The sequence below is a fragment of the Tahibacter aquaticus genome (assembly GCF_004363655.1).
Taxonomy (GTDB): domain Bacteria; phylum Pseudomonadota; class Gammaproteobacteria; order Xanthomonadales; family Rhodanobacteraceae; genus Tahibacter; species Tahibacter aquaticus.
This window is the reverse complement of record NZ_SNZH01000010.1, coordinates 132154-150127: the sequence shown is the minus strand read 5'-3', so window position 1 is coordinate 150127 and position 17974 is coordinate 132154. Positions and strand designations below refer to the sequence as shown.

The following is a 17974-nucleotide window of genomic DNA, read 5'->3' as shown; positions in this document are numbered from 1 at the left end:
TCTTTGTAATTTGCAATTGGTATGAAAAGTGCGGGGCGGCTCAGCGCAGTTCCTGCTTGAGCGGGCCGGCGCGGCGTGGCCAACCGGCGGCGGTACCGGCGGCATTCGCTTCGGCGCGGGCCGCGCGCGCGGCGTCGACCGATTCGAAATCGCCCCAGACGGCGAGGAACCAGGGCTCGCCGTTGCGCTGCAGGGCCAGCAGGTAGATCTGGCCGCGCCCGCTGGCGAACTGGCCGGCACTGGCTTCGACCTGGTCGCGGTCGCTGCCGCTGGCCAGTTCCAGCACGTAGCGGCTGTCGCTCAGGCGGCGGAATTCGCTGCTGCCCAGGAGCGGGGTGCTGCCATGTACTGCGGCAGTGCCGGCGGCGGGCGATGCGGTAGGGCTGTCCGCGGCGGCTTCGGTAGCTGCTGTTGCGGCTGGCGTGCGGGAGGCGCTGCTGGCAGGTGTTTCGTTGCTGGGCTGGGCTGCCGTCGCGCTGGCGGTTGCGGCCTGCGGCGGTGCAGGCTGGGTGGATGCTGCCTGCGCTGCCGTGCTGCTCGCCGCTGCGGAAGCCGCCGGTGGCGCAGCGGCGGGGGCGGGGGCAGAGCTTGCGGCGGTGGTAGTCGGCGCGGTGGCTGCCGGTGCAGACGCTGTGGCGGCGACCGGAGCGACCGCCTCGCTGCGGACCGCCGCTGCAGGCGCGCGCGGCGGTTCGGCGGCAATGCTGGGTGCTGCAGGCGCGACGGTGGCAGGCGCCGGCCTGACGGCTGCTGGCTGTGGTTTCGGCGCCTCTGCCTGGCGTACAGCGGCGGCTTCGTTACGTGCGGTAGTGGTCTGTACTTCCGGTGCCAGCAGATAGTTCGGCACTTTGCGAGAGCGCGAACTGGCCGTGTCGCTGCTCGCAGAACTGGGCACTGCTGTCGCAGTGCGGGGCGATTCGGTCGCAGCCATCGGTGCGGTCGCTGCAGGCGCAGGCGGTGCTGCTGGTGTGGCGGCTGCTGCCGCCATTGCGGCAGCAGCGCTGGTTTCCGCCTCTGCCGGCACCGCGCTGCTGCTGCGCAGCTTGGGTTCGCGTGGCTTCGCGGTGGCCTTGGCTTCGCTGGCAGCGGCATCGCCGCCGGCTTCGGCAGAACGGCAGTCCCAGCCCTCGCCGTTGCTGGCCGGCAGGCAGACATGCTTGGTGCCCGGCTCGAAGATATGTTCGTCCTGCGCCTGTAGTGGCGCCATTGCAGCCATTCCCAGGCACAGCAGCAGGCCGCGAATGGCGTGTCGCAGCGGGTGCCGCAGGCGGCGTTGCCTAGCGGGCATGCGGCGCCTCCAGGCCCTGGCTGAACATTACGCGGAAACCGCGCTTGACCTGGGCGTCGCGCGCCTGGGCAAAGGCAGTCAGGGCGTCGTCGCGTTCGAGGTAGACCTCGCGCTTGCTGCTGCTGCGGCCGCCTTGCTGGCCCCACTCGCGGTAGAGCGTCCAGCCGCCAAGCAGGTCCTGTTGCAGGATGATGTCGTAGTAGCGCGGCGATTCCGCCGCGGCCACCTGGGTTTGCAGATAGATGCGCATGAGCCGGGATTGTAGCGGCGGAAGCCGCAACGGTGTCGCGGCGCCGCGCAATTCGGCCCGCGCTCAGGCCTGTTGCAGCACCTGGCGAATGGCCACGTCGCTCACGTCGGGCACGATCTCGGCCTGGCCCAGGCCGCGCCAGAGAATCAGGCGCAGCTGGCCGCTGAGGTTTTTCTTGTCCAGGTACATCAGCCGCAGCAGGGTTTCCGCATTGCTGCCGGGCGGCAGTGCAACCGGCAGCCGCAATGCCTGCAGCAGCGCCTGCAGGCGCTCGCTGTCGGCTGCGGGGGCACGGCCGAGCTGGGCCGACAGGCGCGCTGCCAGCAGCATGCCAATGGCGACAGCCTCGCCGTGCAGCAGCTGGCCGTAGCCCGACGCGGTCTCGAGCGCATGGCCGAAGGTATGGCCGAAATTGAGCAGGGCACGCTCGCCGTCTTCGCGTTCGTCGCGGGCGACCACGCCGGCCTTGTGCAGGCAGCTGCGCGCAATCGCCTCGGCGACGGCGGCGCTGTCGCGTGCGATCAGCGCAGCAGCATGCTGCTCCAGCCAGGCGAAGAAATCTGCGTCGCCGATGGCACCGTACTTGACCACTTCGGCCAGGCCCGAGCGGTATTCGCGGGCGGGCAGGCTGCGCAAGGTATCGGTGTCGATGACGACAGCACGCGGCTGGTGGAAGGCGCCGACCAGGTTCTTGCCCGCCGGCAGGTTCACGCCGGTCTTGCCGCCGACCGAGGAATCGACCTGGGCCAGCAGCGTGGTCGGGATCTGCAGGAAGTCGATGCCGCGCATCCAGCAGGCCGCGGCAAAGCCGGCCAGGTCGCCGACGACACCGCCGCCCAGTGCGATCACGCAGGCATCGCGGTTGGCTTTCTGCTGGGCCAGCGCGTCGAGTACCACGCTGCAGTGGGCCAATGTCTTGTGCTGCTCGCCGTCGGGAAGCACGACGCTGACCACGTCCAGGCCGGCCAGGCCGTGCCGCACGGCATCCAGGTATAGCGGCGCAACAATGGTGTTGCTGACGATCAGCACATGGCGGCCGCGGATGGCACGGCGCCAGCGCGCGCTATCGCTGAGCAGGCCGGCACCGATCCAGATCGGGTAGGAGCGTTCGCCGAGTACGACGTCCAGCTGTCGCGGTTCGCTCATGCCGCCGCCGTCGCGGGCTGGCGCTGCCATTCCAGCGCGAGTCGCTGGGCCAGGTCGGCGGCCACCTGGGCCGCATGTTCGTTGTCGGAGATCACGGTGAGGTCGGCCAGGCTGCGATAGAGGGGATTGCGCAAGGCGGCCATCTGTTCCAGCCGCTCGCGCCGGTCGGGTGCGGCCAGCAGCGGCCGTTTGCGGTCGCGCGCCAGCCGCGCCAGCTGAATATCGACGGCGGTTTCCAGATAGACGATGAAGCCGCGGCGGGCGAGCAGGGCGCGATTGTCCGGGTCGAGCACGGCGCCGCCGCCGGTGGCCAGCACGATGCCTTGCAGCGCGGTCATTTCATCGAGGCAGCTGCATTCGCGCCGGCGGAAACCGGCTTCGCCTTCGAGTTCGAAGATCAACGGAATGGTTGCGCCCGTCTGCTCCTCGATCACGTGATCGAGGTCGTGGAAGGGCAGCTGCAACTGCTCGGCCAGGCGCCGGCCTATGGTGGTCTTGCCGGCCCCCATCGGGCCGATCAGGAACAGATTAGGTGCGGGATTCATGCACTTGATGCTAGCACGCAGCTCGCGCGCGCCTTTGTGCAGCGATGGCATGAGCACATCCCCGCGATCGCGGGTTTCGCCTGCGGCAGCGTCACGGCGTAAGCTACTGCGAATCTCCCGCGCGTGTTTCGCCATGTTCCGCTTCCTCGCAATTTTCCTGTTGTCCTTGCTGGTGCTGTTCACGCTGGACGTACTGGCCGTGGTCGAGCTGCACGTGATCGATCCGTTCAATGCACTGCTGGCGAATATCTCGGCCAAGATCATCGCCCTGTGCGGCGGCGATGCGATCGCCCAGGGCAAGGTCATCATCAGCATGCGCACCGGGCTTGCGGTATCGATAGAGCGCGTCTGCAACGGTGTCGAGGCGGTCATCATCCTGGTGTCGGCGATGCTCGCGTTTCCGGCGCGCTGGCATCACAAGCTGATCGGCATCGCGATCGGCACGCTGGCGATCCAGAGCCTCAATCTCGTGCGCATCATCAGCCTGTATTACCTCAACCAGTGGGACGAGGTCTGGTTCGAGTGGTTCCACAGCTACATCTGGCAGGCGCTGATCGTGCTCGATGCGCTGGTGGTATTCCTGGTCTGGCTGCGTTACCTGCCGCGCAGCCGCGACGACGATGCGCCGCCGCCGCCGCTCGATCCGCCGCCGTTGCAGGCAATGGCGTGACCCAGCCCGCCGTACTGCTGGCCGGTTGTGGCGATGTGGGCATTCGCAGCGGCCTGCTGCTTGCCGCGCAAGGTCGCAAAGTGTACGGATTGCGGCGCAGCGTCGGCACTCTGCCGGCGCCGCTGCTGCCGTTGCAGGCGGACCTGACCGATGCCGCCAGCCTGGCCGCCCTGCCGTCCGATATTGCCGACGTGATCTTTCTGCCTACGCCGGGCCGGCGCGAGGAGGCGGCCTATCGCGGGCTGTTTCTGGACGGGCTCAGGCATCTGGTCGAGGCCTTGCGCGGGCGCGGTCCGCTGGGGCGGCTGCTGTTCGTGTCGTCCAGTGCGGTCTATGGCGAGCACGACGGTAACTGGGTGGACGAAGACAGCGACTGCCGGCCGCTTGCTTTCAACGGCCGATTGTTGTTGCAGGCCGAACGCTGGTTGCACGAGGCTGTGCCCGATGCGGTGGTTGCGCGCTGTGCCGGCATCTACGGTCCCGGCCGCAGCCGGCTGGTCGACCAGGTGGTCGGCGGCAGCGCGCGGCGCCCGGCCGGAGCGGCCGAGTTTTCCAATCGCATACATGTGGACGATGTCGCCGGTGCCCTTGTCCATCTGCTCGGGCTGGCGCAGCCGGCACCCTGCTATGTCCTCAGCGACGACTGCCCGGCCAGCCTGGGCGAGGTGCAGTGCTGGCTGGCCGACCAGCTCGGACTGCCGCCGCCGCCGCAGGAAACCGTCGCCGGCGAACGTGCGGTCGGCAACAAGCGCCTGCGCAACCGGCGCCTGCGCGAGTCGGGCTACGCCCTGCGCCACGACGATTTCCGCAGCGGCTATGGGACTATCCTGGCCGCAATGCGTAGAACCCCGGATTGACCGCAGCCCGGTGTTTGGGTCAATCATCGCGTTTTATCCAACGCATGTTGCGCCGCGCCATTGGACGTAACATGCCCTGCGCTGGCAGCGCGGTTGCATACTGCTACACTGCGCGCACGTCGCCATAGTTTGCACAATCGTGCAAGCCGGCCGCGCAAGCTGACCCAAACAGGGAGCCGTCATGTCCATCGCCAAGGTCATCGAAGTCAGTTCGTCCTCGCCCAAGGGCATCGACGATGCCGTGCAGTCGGGACTGCTCAAGGTCGCCACCACAGTCAAGAACGTGAAAGGCGCCTGGGTCAACGAGATCAAGGTCACCACCGACGACGACGGGCGAGTAACCGAGTGGCGGGTCAATCTGCGCGTGAGCTTTGTCGTCGAATGAGGAGCGAGGAATGGGCCGAAGGCTTGCGCTGGAAGGAGTCGCATGAGCAAGCATGAAGTGGTCATCGGTTTCCTTGAAGACGACGCCGATCAAGCCGACCTGATTTCCTTGTGGCTGGAACGCGCTGGCTATACGCCGCGCGTGTTCCGCAGCGCGAACGAGTTTCGCCGGCGCCTCGGCATCGAAGCGGTCGACCTTCTGTTGTTGGACTGGATGCTGCCGGATGCGACCGGGCTGGACGTGCTGGCGTGGATCCGCGGTTCGGCCAATGCCGAGCTGCCGGTGATCTTCCTGACCGCACGCTCGCTCGACGAAGACATCGTCAAGGGGCTGGAAAGCGGCGGCGACGACTACGTCATCAAGCCACCGAAGCAGGCCGAGCTGCTGGCGCGCGTCGCCGCGGTTCTGCGCCGTCGTGGCGTCGATGGCGAGGCCAGCACCGACCTCAGCGTGCCGCCTTATCACATCGACCTCATGCGCCGGCGCGTGGCCATCGAAGGCCGCGACATCGAATTGACCCAGCGCGAGTTCGACCTGGCCACCTACTTGTTCCGCCGCCAGGGCCGTATCGTCAGCCGCGATGCCTTGCTGGAAAACGTCTGGAACATGAGCGCCCAGGTTTCCACGCGCACCGTCGACACCCATGTCAGCCGCCTGCGCAAGAAGCTGGAGCTCGGCGGCGAACATGGCTGGCGACTGACCGCGGTTTACCAGCACGGATACCGGCTCGAACAGGCCTGAGCCGGTCGGCCAGCTGTTCCACCCGGGAATCGAGGCCATGTCCAGCAAACGTCAGTCCGGCAAGAGTGCGCCCCACAAGCCGGCAGCAGGCAAGCAACCGCCCGGCCGGGGCTTGCCGGCCGCATCGTCGCAGGTAGCATCCAAGCCGGTGTCTGCCGCGACCGTTCCAGCCCAGGCCGATGCGCAGCCCGCAGCCCTGCGCCACGTTTCGGAGACCAGTGTGAGCGAGAAGAAATCCGTCGGTCTGGACGTCAGTGCCGACCGCAATGTCGACCAGATCCGAGACATCCTGTTCGGCGGCCAGATGCGCGACTACGAGCGCCGCTTCCAGGAACTCAACGAGCGCATCGAGGCTGACCTGGCCAGCCTGCGCCAGGACCAGGAACGCCGCTTCAACCAGCTCGACAAGCGCCTGGACGAACAGCAGGAACGCCTGTCCAAGGCCCTGCGCCAGGAAATCGCCGACCGCACTGCCTCGCAGGACGATCTGGAATCGCGCCTGAGCCAGAGCGCACGCAGCCAGCGCAGCGAACTCAATACCGCCATCGATGGCCTGGCCCAGGAACTGTCCGCCAGCGAAGAGCGTCTGCGCGCCGCACTCGGCGAACTCGATGCCGCGCTGAAGGAACAGGCCAGCCGCAGCAACCAGAACCTGACCCGCTCGCGCGACGAACTGCGCGCCGACAAGGTAGGCCGCGAAGACCTGGCCGCGCTGATGACCGAGCTGGCATTGCGGCTGAAGGGCGACTTCGATCTTCCCGGCGCGCGCTGAGCGCGCGGCTCGGCGCCGTGGACGAACACCAGCGACTCCGGCGACTGATCCTCGGCGAGCAGCTCGCCGACTGGGAGACACACGCTGTGCGCATGGCGGCGCTGGAAGCTGCGCGCTCGGCGCTGCCGGAAGAATTGCCGCTGCTGCTGCAGCAAAGCCAGCTCGGCGATGGCCGGCGCAAACTGTCGCAGGCACTGGTGTTGCCGCTGACCGACGCGCTGGGCCGTGCCGCGCAGGAACAGCGCCAGGGCGTGGTCGATGCATTGTTTCCGGTGATTGGCCCGGCCATCCGCAAGGCCATCGCCGAATCGCTGCGCGATTTCACCGAAGGCTTCAATCGCGCGCTGGAGTCGAGCTTCACCCCGCGCGGCCTGCGCTGGCGGCTGGAATCCTGGCGCACCGGCATTCCCTACGTGCAGGTGGTATTGCGGCATAACCTGCGCTTCCGCCTCGACCACCTGTTCCTGATCGACCGCGCCAGCGGCCTGGTACTGGCGCGCCAGTCGGCAGCCGACCTGCCCGATCTGGATGCGGATGCCATTGCCGGCATGCTCACCGCGATCGGCGATTTCGTGCGCGATTCGGTCGGCGGCGGCAGCGAAGAAAACACCGGCACACTGGATTCGGTCAGCGTCGGCGAACACCTGGTCTGGGTGGAGCACGGGCCGCGTGCCAGCTTTGCGGTATTCCTGCGCGGCGTAGCGCCGGCCGCACTGCGCCTGATCCTGCGCCAGCGCCTGGAACAGGCGCATGCCTGGCTGTCCGATCCGCTGCGTGGCGCGTCGGCGGGCGTGCCGGACGCCGGCACCGACCCGCAGCTGCAGGAAACCCTCGGCCTGCAGCGCCTGGAACTGGCCGCGGCGGCCGATTCGGCCGCCCGGGATGGCGCGCCTGTGCGGCGCTGGCCCTTGCTGCTGATCGGTGCCGTGCTGTTGGCATTGCTGGGCGCCTGGTTCTGGCGCGACTGGCAGTGGCAGCGTCGCGTCGACGCTGTGGCGCAACGCCTGGCTGACTGGCCCGGACTGCATGTCGAAGAACTGAGCAGCGAACACGGCCAGCTTCTACTTCGCGGCCTGATCGATGCGGATGCGTCATCGCCGCGCACGGCGATGGCCGAATTGCTACCGGACGACGTCGATATCCGTACCGATTTGCGTGGCTATCTGTCCAGCGACGACGCGATTGTGCAGCGGCGTGCGCAACGCCAGCTGCAGCCGCCCGAGGGCGTGCACCTGGCTGTGCGCCAGGGCGTTCTGCACCTGCGGGGCGAAGCCGCCGCTGACGTGCTCGCGCGCCTGCGGCAGCAGGCCGGCTGGGTAGCTGGCGTCGCCCGCGTCGACGCCAGTGGCCTGGGCGAGAGCAACGATGCCCAGGCCCCGCTGCGCGCCGAATGGGAAGGTCTGCTGCAGCAACTGGCACGGCAGCACGTGTACTTTGTGCGCGAAGTGGAACTGGCCGATGCCGCCGCTGCGGCGGCGCTGCAGGCGAATGCGCTGCGCCTGGTCGAACTCGGCCGCCTGTTGCAGCGCCCCGTCGCGTTTACCTGCCATGGGCACAACGACGAGCCGGGCACGGCGACGATCAACCAGCGCCTGCGCGAAAGCCGCGCCCGCTGGCTGTGCGACCGGCTCGCCGCGGCCGGCATCGATCCCGCCAGCTTGCAGGTCGGCCGCACCGAAGCCACGCCGGCCCAGCCTATGATTCAGTACCGCGCCGCCAGCCTCAGCCTGGACGGAGCTCATCAGGGAGAGATGGAATGACGGAACTGGCGCGCAAGATCTGCATGCTCGGCGACTTTGGCGTTGGCAAGACCAGTCTGGTTGCCCGTTTTGTGCGCAACACCTTCTCTGAAAAATACCTGACCACGGTCGGCGTCAAGGTCGACAGCCGCGTCGTCGATCTGGCCGGCGGCGACCGCATGAAGTTCGTGGTCTGGGACATAGCCGGCAAGGCCGTGCTGGACAGCCTGAACCAGAACTACCTGCGCGGTGCCAGTGGCCTGATCCTGGTCGCCGACGGCACCCGCGAAGCCAGCCTGCGCGCGGCGCTGAACCTGCTGATGCAGGCGCGCGACGTACTCGACAACCCCGCCTGCGTGCTGTTCGTGAACAAGCTCGACCTGGTCGAACGCTGGGAAGTGGCACCGGAAACCCTGGCCGAGATGCGCCACAGTCTGCCGGTATTCGAGACCAGCGCCCTCAGCGGCGACGGTGTCGAGGCGGGTTTCGGCGAGCTGGCGACGAGGCTGCACGCATGAGCGAATTTCCGCAGGCGGTGGAAAATTACCTGAGCCAGGCGCTGCGCGATCGCGCCCATCCGTTGCTGTTGAGCTTCGATGCGCAGTGGCAGCTGACCGAGGTGTCCGGCGCGGCCGGCTACCACGGCCTGGAGCAGGGCGGTCCGGCCGAACTGGTACAGCAGCTGCAGGATCTGTTCCTCGGCCTGCCGCTGGACCAGACCCAGGATCTTCCCTTTGTGGAACTGTCCGACGGCCGCCATGCCCACGTGCATCTGGTGCCGGATGCGAACGACACGTTCCACCTGCTGCTGCTGGACGCCAGCGAAGAACACGAACGCACACAGAGCCAGCAGCAGCTAGGCAACCAGGCCGTGCTGGCCGGGCTGGAGAAATCGCGTACGCTGGCGCGGCTGCGCCAGATCAAGTCTGAACTGGAACAGCAGCGCGCCCGGCTGGAAGAAGCCAATGCGCTGAAAAACGCGCTGTTTGCCACCCTCAGCCACGAATTCCGCACGCCACTGACCTCGATCTTCGGCTATCTGCACCTGCTCGAACGCGGCGGCGGCGAAGGCGGCCGGGCACAGGCGCTACAGGCGCTGCGGCGCAATGCCAGCCATTTGTTCGCGCTGGCGGAAAACCTGCTCGAATACGGCCGCAGCGAAGCCGGCGAAACCCTGCTCGACGCAGCCGAGCTGCCGCTGGCGACTCTGGTCGACGACCTGGATGCGATGTTCCGCCCGCTGGCGGCGGAAAAAGGCCTGGCCCTGGTCATCGAAGCGGGCGAGGCGCCGCCGGCGACTGCCCTGTTCGACCAGATCAAGATCCGCCAGGTAGCCATCAACCTGCTGTCGAATGCCTTGCGCTATACGCCTAAGGGCTATGTGCGCGGACAGCTGGGCTGGGACGGCGCGCTGCTGCGGCTGGAGGTCAGCGATACTGGCCTGGGCATCGACGCTGCTTCGCGCGCGCGCGTGTTCAAGGCGTTCAACCGCGGTGCCCAGCACGGCGGGCGCGGCGCGGGCCTTGGCCTGTCCATCGTCAAGCGCCTGGTCGAGCGCATGGGCGGCGAGATCGAGCTCGATTCGGCGCCCGGCCTGGGCAGCACGTTTCGCATCGCCTTGCCGGCACTGGGCGCTACTGGCCTGCCCGCATTGCCGCAGGAGCAGCGCCGGCGCGGACTGGACGCACTGATCGTCGACGACGATCCCGACGTGGCCGCGCTGCTGGAAGTACTGCTCGGCGACCTGGGCGCCACCACGCGCGTCGCGTCCACCGCGGCGGCGGCTTTGGCGGAAGTCGGGCAGCGCGCGCCGGACCTTGTGCTGGTCGATGTGGAACTGCCCGGCCTGTCGGGCAATGCGGCTGTTTTCCAGCTTCGTTCACAAGGTTACAAAGGCGGCATAGTTACAGTTTCGGCAAATGCTACAGAGGAAGCGCGTCGCGCTGCGCTGGCCGCCGGTGCCGATCACTACCTGACCAAGCCGCTGGATTTCGCCCAGTTCGCCCGCGTTGTGCAGAGCCTTGGCGAGCGCGCAGCGCCGCCGTAGATGGAGGCCGGGCGAGCGCGCAGCGCCACCGTAGATGGAGTCGGGTAAAGCGCGCAACGTCGCCGCAAACCGCCACCTGCGCGCTTATGCCGCGGCCGCGCCGGCGCCTGCGTGCTAGCATTTGCGGTCTTCGTTCGACGGAGTCCTCCGCCATGTCATTGTGTGTTCCCGCGCTGGAAGAGCTGCGCCGCCTGCTGGCCGAAGCAGCCCTCAGCGGCGATCCCGAACCGACGGCCATGAATCTCAGCACCATCGACGCGCGCGGCCGTCCGCATTCGCGCATCGTGCTGCTCAAGGGCGTCGCCGAAGACGGCTTGCGCTTCTTCACCAACTACACGAGCGCCAAGGGCGAAGAGCTTGCCGCGCATGCCCAGGTTGCCCTGTGCCTGCACTGGAAGCAGCTGCGCGAAGGCATACAGGTGCGCGTCGAAGGCACGGTCAGCAGGCTGCCCGAGGCCGATTCGGACGCCTATTTCGCGTCGCGCGCGCGCGGCAGCCAGATCGGCGCCTGGGCTTCGCTGCAGTCGCAGACCCTGCCGCAGCGCGAGGATTTCGAGGCACGTATCGCCGAAGTCGAAGCACGCTTTGCCGGGTGCGAAGTGGAGCGGCCGCCGCACTGGGGCGGCTATCGGGTCGATCCCGATCTGATCGAATTCTGGTACGGCGCCAATTTCCGCTTGCACGAGCGTCAACGCCATGAACTGATCGACGGCCAATGGCGCCAACGCATGCTGTATCCGTGACCGAGTCCGGCAGCCGATGCACGAGGTTTCTGCTCGGCTGCCTGCCTCCACGGCGCCGCCAAGCGTGAGGAAGAACTGCGCACGCATCGAGGCAATGTCTCCTGTACTCGGCGCCTGCCTCGACAACTCTGCAAGACCCCTGCGCAGCAGAGGTCTTGCTGCTCCCTTGACTCAGGAGGGGGCTCCACAACAGCCCATCGCCATTGAGCGGGCAGGAGCGGCCACCTTGTATCCCTCGCGTATCGTCTGCCTGACCGAAGAACCGACCGAAGTGCTGTACGCGCTGGGGCAGGAGCACCGCATCGTCGGCATTTCCGGCTTTACCGTGCGGCCGCCGCGTGCGCGCAAGGAGAAGCCCAAGGTCTCTGCCTTCACCAGCGCCAGGATCGGCGAAATCCTCAAACTTGAGCCGGACCTCGTCATCGGTTTCTCCGATATCCAGGCCGACATCGCCCGCGACCTGATCAAGGCCGGCGTGGAAGTGTGGATCAGCAACCACCGCTCGGTGGACGGCATACTCGGCTATATCCGCCGCCTGGCCGGCATGGTCGGCCAGGCCGCCGCGGGCGAAGTGCTGGCGCAGCAGGCCGAGGCGCATATCGCCGCGGTGCGCGCCGCGGCGGCAACATTGCCGCGTAGGCCAAAAGTATATTTCGAAGAGTGGGACGAGCCGCTGATCACCGGCATCCGCTGGGTCGGCGAACTGGTGCGCATCGCGGGCGGCGACGACATCTTTCCGGAACTGACGCAACATTCCCTGGCGCGCGACCGTATCCTCGCCGACGGCAGCGAAGTGATACGGCGCGCGCCGGAACTGATCCTGGGCTCCTGGTGCGGCAAGCGTTTCCGCCCTGAACAGGTCGCTGCACGGCCGGGCTGGGATGCGATACCGGCAGTGCGCGACGGACAGCTGTTCGAGATCAAGTCGCCGATCATCCTGCAGCCCGGCCCGGCGGCGCTGTTCGACGGACTCGATGCGATTCATGCCGCCATACTGCGCTGGGCGCGGCGCGAAGATTGACCGCCGCACACCTCGGCGTTCGCTGGACTGCGTGATGTCAGGCCTGCGTGCCGGCCTGCGTATTCTGCTTCGACCGCTTACGGAGCTTGCCATGCGAACCTCTTCCCGCTGCATTGCGCTGTTTGTCCTGCTGTCTGCCGGTGCCGCCGCGCAGGCGGCCGAAACCCAATCGCTGAGCGCGCGCGTCGGCGATGCAGCCTTTGTCAGCGACGACGACGGCATCACGCTGGTGCCGCTGGGCAACTCCAGCGGCAGCTTCAGCCTGAGCGCCACTACCGCGGGCGGCAGCGCCTATCCGCCGCCGAAGACGCCGATCGACCGGCTGTCGATCATCTGCAGCGGCCTGGCTGCCGGTAAGCCGATACGCCTGGACAGCGCTTCGTTCGGCCGCGCCGAGTGCGATGTGCGGTTTTATAAAGGTGTAAAACCAATGGGCGGCGACCCCGACGCCGAATACACGCTGGACAAGCAGCACGCCGGTAATGTGTTCGAGGTACAGAGCGTTGCGGGCAAGCTGTATGCGGGCCGTTTCAGTTTTCATCTGATCGATGCATCTGGCGCTAAGCAGGCGGTCGAAGGCGAGTTCAAGGCCGAAGATCGCCAGCTCTGAGTGGCCGGTTGGCGGCCTCGGCCGTCATTGAAACGCCCGTTTGAAATCTGCGTTTGGCCGGTGTAGAGTCGGCCGGCCGGCGCAACCTGCGCGCGGTATCCAACCATCGTTTCGTCATGCTGGGGGCCTCGTCAGGAGCTGCCGTCGGTTGAACGAAGTGGTTGCCGGCGTGGCGATTCGTCGCCGCACCGGCAGCTCGCCGAAGACGGGAATCCGCGCGGCAGGAGCAACATCTCCAGGATGAAACCGGCGTAACCGGTCCAGGCCAGGCTTCCCTTGGGAGAGGGAAGTATGATGCGTTCCGTTCTCGCACGCCTGCTCGGCGTGCTGCTCTGCCTGTTCGCTGCCGCGCCGGTCGCGGCCCAGTCCGGCTATACCCAGACACGCCATCCCATCGTACTTGTACACGGCCTGCTCGGTTTCGACAGCCTGCTCGGTGTATACGATTATTGGTATGGAATTCCCTCACAATTGCGCTCCGGTGGGGCCAAGGTCTACGTCGCCAGCGTGGCGGCGGCGAACTCCAGCGCGGTGCGCGGCGAACAGTTGATCCGCGATCTCGATCATCTGCGTGCGCTGTACGGCCATGCCAAGTTCAACCTTATCGGCCATAGCCATGGCGGACCCACCATCCGTTACGTCGCCTCGGTGCGGCCAGATCTGGTCGCCTCGGTGACTTCGGTGGGCGCGCCGCATAAAGGCAGCAAGGTGGCCGATGCGCTCGATGCGACCTTGCCGCCCGGCTCGCCGCTGCGGCCGCTGGTAGCCGGTTTCGTCGATGCATTGGGCGGCTTCCTTGCTTTCCTGTCCGGCAACAGCGATCCACAGTACGCCCTCGGCGCACTCGCATCGCTCAACACGGCGGGTTCGACCGCGTTCAATACCCGTCATCCCCAGGGCATGCCGGCCAGCAGCTGCGGCGAAGGCGCGGCGACAGTGAATGGCGTGCGCTACTACTCCATCGGCGGCACCTCGGTGCTGACCAATATCTTCGATGCGTCCGATGCGCTGCTCGGCGCCGGTGGTCTGTTCTTCGGCTTCGAGGCGAATGACGGCCTGGTCGGCCGCTGCTCCAGCCATCTTGGCGTGGTGCTGCGCGACGACTACGGCTGGAATCATCTGGACGAGGTCAATCAGGTATTGGCCCTGCGTGGCCTTTTCGCCTCCGATCCCGTCAGCGTACTGCGTGCCCAGGCCAACCGGTTGAAGAACGCGGGCTTGTGAAACGTCTCTTGCCGGTGATGGCAGCAGCCCTGCTCGGGCTGCTGTTTTTTTTATTTCTATCAAAAGCGCCATCGCCGCGGGGCGTGGCGCAGCCGGTGCCGGCTACTGCTGCGTCGGTGCCCGCGGTCTCGGCCGTGGCGCCGGCAACGCCACGCGGCGCGCCTCGCCTTTCCGCGCCGCCTGCCCAGGCCGATTCCCTGCGCGGCACCGACGTCGACGGCAGCGTGCGCCGCGATGCGCAAGGCCATGTTGTCGCGGATCGCGAACTGCGCCGCCTGTTCGACTATTTCCTCTCGCGGCTCGGCGAACGCGACACGGTGCAGATCCGCGCCGACCTGCTGGCCTGGCTACAAAGCCAGGCCCAACTCGATGCGCGCGCGCGTGCCGAGGTGCTGAACCTGTTCGACCGCTACGCCGAGCTGCAGCGTGCCAGTGCCGCGCTGGGCCGCAGCAGCGATCTGCGGGCCGACCTGCAACGCCTGCGCGAGCTGCGCCGGCGTGAGCTGGGCGAATCACTGGCGCAAGCCTGGTTCGGCGAGGAAGAAGACTATGCCGCGGCGACGCTGGAACGTCTGGCCCTGGCACGCGACAACACGCTGGATCTGGCTACCCGCACGCAGCGGCTGGCGCAAGTCGAGGCCAGCGTCGATCCTCGGCAACGCGCCTCGCGTGCGGACAGCACCGACTATCAATTGGCCGTGGTGCAAAGCGAACAGCTCGATACACAACACGCCGATGCGTCGCAGCGCGTGCAGCAGCGCACCGAGCTGTGGGGCGCGGATGCGGCAGCACGCCTGGCCGAGCTCGACCAGCAGGATCTGGACTGGCAACTGCGGCTGCGTGCGTATGCACAGGCGCGCGAGAAACTGTTTGCGGACGGCACTCTGGCGTCGGGCGAGCGCGAACTGCGCCTGCTGAAATTGCTGGAAGTTTTCAGCGAGGCGGAGCAGCGGCGGGTGTTGAGCCTGGCCGAGGAAGGGCTGCTGCCGAAGTAGACGGCTGCGGCCGCGTCTCGACTGCCGGCGTTACTTTGCAGCGCCTCGATCCAGTACTTCCCACCCCATCTGCGCAATCGTGCCGGCCATGCGTCCGGCCGCCAGGGCCTGCTCGCTCGATGCATTGCCCTGCAGTGCGCGCTTCATCACGCCCTGGGCGATCGCTGCCAGGCGGAAAAAATGGAAGGCCAGATGGAACGGCCAGGCATCGCCCGGGTCCAGCCCGGTGGCGGTGCCGAAGCGGCCGAGCAGGGCAGCTTCGTCGGGAATGCCCAGGCTGTCGCGCTGCAGGCTGGCCAGGCCCGGCAGCACCGGGTTGCGTGGCAGGCGCAGCGCCATGCAGTAGTAGCCCAGGTCGGCCAGCGGATGTCCCAGTGTGGACAATTCCCAATCCACTACGGCGAGCAGTTCGCCGCTGTCGGACCACATCAGGTTGTCGAGGCGGAAATCGCCGTGGACCAGCGCGATGCGGCCGTCGTCGGCCGGCGCCGCGGCGGGCAGTGCCTCGATCAGGCGGTCCATCGCGACGAGGGTTTCGGTTTCGCTGGCGCGGTATTGCTCGCTCCAGCGCGCGATCTGGCGCACAAAATAGTTGCCGGGTTTGCCGTAATCGGCGAGACCGCAGGCCGCTACGTCCAGCTGCGCGAGCGCGATAAGCGTGTCGACGGCACGGTGGTAGTAGAAGGTGCGCTGTTCCGGCGTGGCATCGGGCAGGGCCGGATCCCAGTGCACGCGGCCGGGCACGAAGCTCATCAGATAGAACGCGCTGCCGATGACGCTGTCGTCCTCGCACAGGTGCAGCGGCTGCGCCACCGCAACAGCTGAGCCTTGCAAGGCCTGTAGCACGCGGTATTCACGTTCTACCGCATGCGCCGAGGCGAGCAGCTTGCCTGGTGGCTTGCGCCGCAGCACGTAGCGGCCGGAGGCCGCGTCGATGCGATAGGTGGGATTGGACTGGCCGCCCTTGAACTTGGTCGCCGTAAGCGGTCCGCGGAATCCCTCGACCTGCGCCTGCAGATAGTCGGCCAGGGTTTGCGTATCGAGCACGCTGTCGGCGGAGCTGGTCATGGGCTGGATTCTCCTGGGCGCCAGATTCGGCGGGAAATCGTCGCAAACCGTGGCTATCGCGCGCCTGTCGGCGCCGTGCCGGCTTCAATACCAGCTGTGCAGGGCGCGGTGCTGTTCGTCCTGCAGGTGGGGCAGGTGGCTCCAATGCTGCAATTGCCATTCCGAATCGTTTCGTACAAATTCCACAATGCCGGAATTGGCCAGGCTGAGGTTGTGCCGTATCGTGGTCGCTTCGTCCAGCGCCAGCAGGGCCTGGGCGCAGCGCGCGATGACGCCACCGGAACTGACCACCAGCGTGGTGCCACCGGCGGCCCTGGCCTCGGCGCGGTCATGCGCCCGGCGCACGCGGTCGCGGAAGGTCTGCAGCGTTTCCGGCATATGTTCGTCGAGGCGGCCCTGGTCCCAGGCTGCGAAGGCGCGGCCGATCAGGGCCTGCACCCGCGCCGGTTCCAGTCCGTCGCGCAGGCTGGGCAGGTCGGGATCGTCCAGCGCGATGCTGGCATAGCCACGCAACAGGCTTTCGTGGTCGAACTCGTTCCAGTCCGCATCGATGCTGTGTGCCGGCAGCGGGCGGTCGACCGCGGCGGCAGCCAGCTGCAGCGCGTGCAGGGTCTGGGCGTGGCGTTTCTGCGCACCGGCGACGACATGGGCGAATTCCAGCTGAGGCTGCGCCGCCAGCCATTGCGCCAGCAGTTCGGCCTGGCGCAGGCCGCGCTCGGAAAGCCGGTCGTAGTCGTCGGTGCCGAAGCTGGCTTGGGCGTGGCGGATCAGCAGCAGGCGTGCAGTCATCGGTCGGTAACGTAGTTCTTGCTGAATTTGAGCTGGTAGCTGCGCTTGCTGCCGGCCGGCGTGATGTCGATGCTGAAATTGATGGTGTCGCTGCCGCGCACGTCGAATTCGCCCAGGTAATAGACCGCGTCGGCTTCGCGGATTTCGCGTACGGCCAATTCGCTGCGCTGGCCGGCCAGATTGGCGGCGGTGCCGCTGACCTTGGCCGCCACGGCCACCGGCTGGCTGTCGCTGCCCAGCTGCTGCACAGCGATATTCACCAGTCCCTGCTTGCTCGACCGGGAAAACTTGTACTGCCTGGCGACTTCCGCCGGCAGCATGTCGGTGGAGAGGGCGTTGTAATGCACCTGGTAGTTGTCGAAGCGCTGCACCTGTTCGGCACGGCCGCGGGCGGGGAACAGCAACAGCAACAGCAGCGCGGCTGCAGCGAGGGAAAGTTTGTAGGCGAGCTTCATGGCAGGCTCCTGCAGGCGCGGGTTCGATCTTACACGCGCCCGGACTGGCATCAGAACTTGAGGAACAGGGTGCCGGCCGGGCCGACCGCATGCCAGATGGCCAGCTTCAGCAGCAGCAGGGCCAGGGTGGCGTAGAGCGGCGACAGGTCCAGCGCTGCGTTGCGCGGCGGCCAGCTGCGGAAAGGCCGCAGCAGCGGTGCGCTCAGGCTGGTTATCACTTCCACGGCCGGGTTGCGCGGGTTGGGCGAGAAGAAGCTCATGACTGCGCTGATCAGGATGATCCAGAATGCCGTATTGACGATGTAGTAGATCAGCCCGGTCACGCTGAACAGGGCGATCGCGAGCGGGTCCAGGGCCATGCGCAGAAGCAGCATGGACAGCACGAGCTGGATCATCGCGGTGAGCAGCATCAGCACCGCTGTGGCCAGGCTGAACTGCTTGTACGGCGGTATCAATTGCGCCAGCGGCCCGACTACGGGGTTGGTGAATTTATAAATAAACTGGCAGATGGGATTATTGAAACGCACCCGCGTCAGTGGCAGCGTCAGGCGCAGCAGCAGGATCAGCAGCAGCGCACTGAAAACCGCACTGATGAGCAGCATGCCTGCGTCGGAAAAAAAGCCCATGCC

At 67.0% G+C, this 17974-nt stretch carries 21 protein-coding genes; 13 read left to right on the top strand and 8 right to left on the bottom strand.

Annotated elements, in window-relative coordinates:
• Window positions 1-40: 40 nt before the first annotated feature.
• The 4 genes from DFR29_RS16605 to aroK all read right to left on the bottom strand — a co-directional run bounded on the left by DFR29_RS16605 (window position 41) and on the right by aroK (window position 3229).
• Window positions 41-1207, bottom strand: a complete 1167-nt coding sequence (locus tag DFR29_RS16605; protein WP_133819731.1) for an SPOR domain-containing protein — start codon at window positions 1205-1207, stop codon at window positions 41-43.
• Window positions 1208-1277: 70 nt separating this feature from the next.
• Window positions 1278-1538, bottom strand: a complete 261-nt coding sequence (locus DFR29_RS16600) for a WGR domain-containing protein (RefSeq protein WP_133819730.1) — start codon at window positions 1536-1538, stop codon at window positions 1278-1280.
• A 63-nt stretch (window positions 1539-1601) separates the two neighbouring features.
• The gene (gene aroB / locus DFR29_RS16595; protein WP_133819729.1) at window positions 1602-2684 is read right to left on the bottom strand and encodes a 3-dehydroquinate synthase; all 1083 of its coding nucleotides are present in this window, start codon (window positions 2682-2684) and stop codon (window positions 1602-1604) included.
• Window positions 2681-3229 carry a shikimate kinase AroK gene (aroK, locus tag DFR29_RS16590; protein ID WP_133819728.1) on the bottom strand — a complete coding sequence of 183 codons (549 nt, stop codon included), beginning with the start codon at window positions 3227-3229 and terminating at the stop codon, window positions 2681-2683. Before aroK ends, aroB begins: the two co-directional genes overlap by 4 nt.
• Before the next feature lie 133 nt (window positions 3230-3362).
• Between aroK and xrtH the strand changes: the two genes are divergently transcribed.
• The 13 genes from xrtH (at window position 3363) to DFR29_RS16530 (ending at window position 15033) form a co-directional block, all read left to right on the top strand.
• Window positions 3363-3899 carry an exosortase H gene (gene xrtH, locus DFR29_RS16585; RefSeq protein ID WP_133819727.1) on the top strand — a complete coding sequence of 179 codons (537 nt, stop codon included), beginning with the start codon at window positions 3363-3365 and terminating at the stop codon, window positions 3897-3899.
• Complete coding sequence (locus tag DFR29_RS16580; protein WP_133819726.1) at window positions 3896-4756, top strand: SDR family oxidoreductase; 861 nt, start codon at window positions 3896-3898, stop codon at window positions 4754-4756. Before xrtH ends, DFR29_RS16580 begins: the two co-directional genes overlap by 4 nt.
• 181 nt (window positions 4757-4937) lie before the next feature.
• Window positions 4938-5141 carry a dodecin family protein gene (locus tag DFR29_RS16575; protein ID WP_133819725.1) on the top strand — a complete coding sequence of 68 codons (204 nt, stop codon included), beginning with the start codon at window positions 4938-4940 and terminating at the stop codon, window positions 5139-5141.
• A gap of 42 nt (window positions 5142-5183) precedes the next feature.
• A complete protein-coding gene (locus tag DFR29_RS16570; protein WP_208113621.1) occupies window positions 5184-5882 on the top strand; it encodes a response regulator transcription factor in 699 nt (232 codons plus the stop codon).
• A 37-nt stretch (window positions 5883-5919) separates the two neighbouring features.
• The gene (locus DFR29_RS16565) at window positions 5920-6654 is read left to right on the top strand and encodes a hypothetical protein (protein WP_133819724.1); all 735 of its coding nucleotides are present in this window, start codon (window positions 5920-5922) and stop codon (window positions 6652-6654) included.
• A 17-nt stretch (window positions 6655-6671) separates the two neighbouring features.
• Complete coding sequence (locus DFR29_RS29245; RefSeq protein ID WP_166654147.1) at window positions 6672-8414, top strand: hypothetical protein; 1743 nt, start codon at window positions 6672-6674, stop codon at window positions 8412-8414.
• The gene (locus DFR29_RS29240) at window positions 8411-8911 is read left to right on the top strand and encodes a Rab family GTPase (protein ID WP_166654146.1); all 501 of its coding nucleotides are present in this window, start codon (window positions 8411-8413) and stop codon (window positions 8909-8911) included. The genes DFR29_RS29245 and DFR29_RS29240 overlap by 4 nt, the downstream gene beginning before the upstream one ends.
• A complete protein-coding gene (locus DFR29_RS16555) occupies window positions 8908-10440 on the top strand; it encodes an ATP-binding response regulator (protein ID WP_133819722.1) in 1533 nt (510 codons plus the stop codon). Before DFR29_RS29240 ends, DFR29_RS16555 begins: the two co-directional genes overlap by 4 nt.
• A gap of 152 nt (window positions 10441-10592) precedes the next feature.
• On the top strand, window positions 10593-11183 hold the full coding sequence (gene pdxH / locus DFR29_RS16550) for a pyridoxamine 5'-phosphate oxidase (protein ID WP_133819721.1): 591 nt from the start codon (window positions 10593-10595) through the stop codon (window positions 11181-11183).
• 226 nt (window positions 11184-11409) lie between these two features.
• A complete protein-coding gene (locus tag DFR29_RS16545) occupies window positions 11410-12204 on the top strand; it encodes an ABC transporter substrate-binding protein (RefSeq protein WP_243746085.1) in 795 nt (264 codons plus the stop codon).
• Between the two features lie 91 nt (window positions 12205-12295).
• Window positions 12296-12814 carry a hypothetical protein gene (locus DFR29_RS16540; RefSeq protein WP_133819719.1) on the top strand — a complete coding sequence of 173 codons (519 nt, stop codon included), beginning with the start codon at window positions 12296-12298 and terminating at the stop codon, window positions 12812-12814.
• A gap of 291 nt (window positions 12815-13105) precedes the next feature.
• On the top strand, window positions 13106-14038 hold the full coding sequence (locus DFR29_RS16535; RefSeq protein WP_279571521.1) for a lipase family alpha/beta hydrolase: 933 nt from the start codon (window positions 13106-13108) through the stop codon (window positions 14036-14038).
• The gene (locus tag DFR29_RS16530) at window positions 14035-15033 is read left to right on the top strand and encodes a lipase secretion chaperone (RefSeq protein WP_133819718.1); all 999 of its coding nucleotides are present in this window, start codon (window positions 14035-14037) and stop codon (window positions 15031-15033) included. The genes DFR29_RS16535 and DFR29_RS16530 overlap by 4 nt, the downstream gene beginning before the upstream one ends.
• A 30-nt stretch (window positions 15034-15063) precedes the next feature.
• On the opposite strand, the gene DFR29_RS16525 is transcribed toward DFR29_RS16530, so the two are convergent.
• From DFR29_RS16525 to DFR29_RS16510, 4 genes are all read right to left on the bottom strand, one after another.
• Window positions 15064-16101, bottom strand: coding sequence for a phosphotransferase family protein (locus DFR29_RS16525; RefSeq protein WP_133819717.1), 1038 nt, complete (start codon window positions 16099-16101; stop codon window positions 15064-15066).
• An 84-nt stretch (window positions 16102-16185) separates the two neighbouring features.
• Window positions 16186-16890: a histidine phosphatase family protein gene (locus DFR29_RS16520; RefSeq protein WP_133819716.1), complete on the bottom strand. Its 705-nt coding sequence runs from the start codon at window positions 16888-16890 to the stop codon at window positions 16186-16188.
• A complete protein-coding gene (locus tag DFR29_RS16515) occupies window positions 16887-17345 on the bottom strand; it encodes a DUF4426 domain-containing protein (RefSeq protein WP_166654145.1) in 459 nt (152 codons plus the stop codon). Before DFR29_RS16515 ends, DFR29_RS16520 begins: the two co-directional genes overlap by 4 nt.
• 50 nt (window positions 17346-17395) lie before the next feature.
• Entirely contained in the window at window positions 17396-17971 is a 576-nt protein-coding gene (locus DFR29_RS16510; RefSeq protein WP_133819714.1) for a YggT family protein, read from the bottom strand.
• Window positions 17972-17974: the final 3 nt, after the last annotated feature.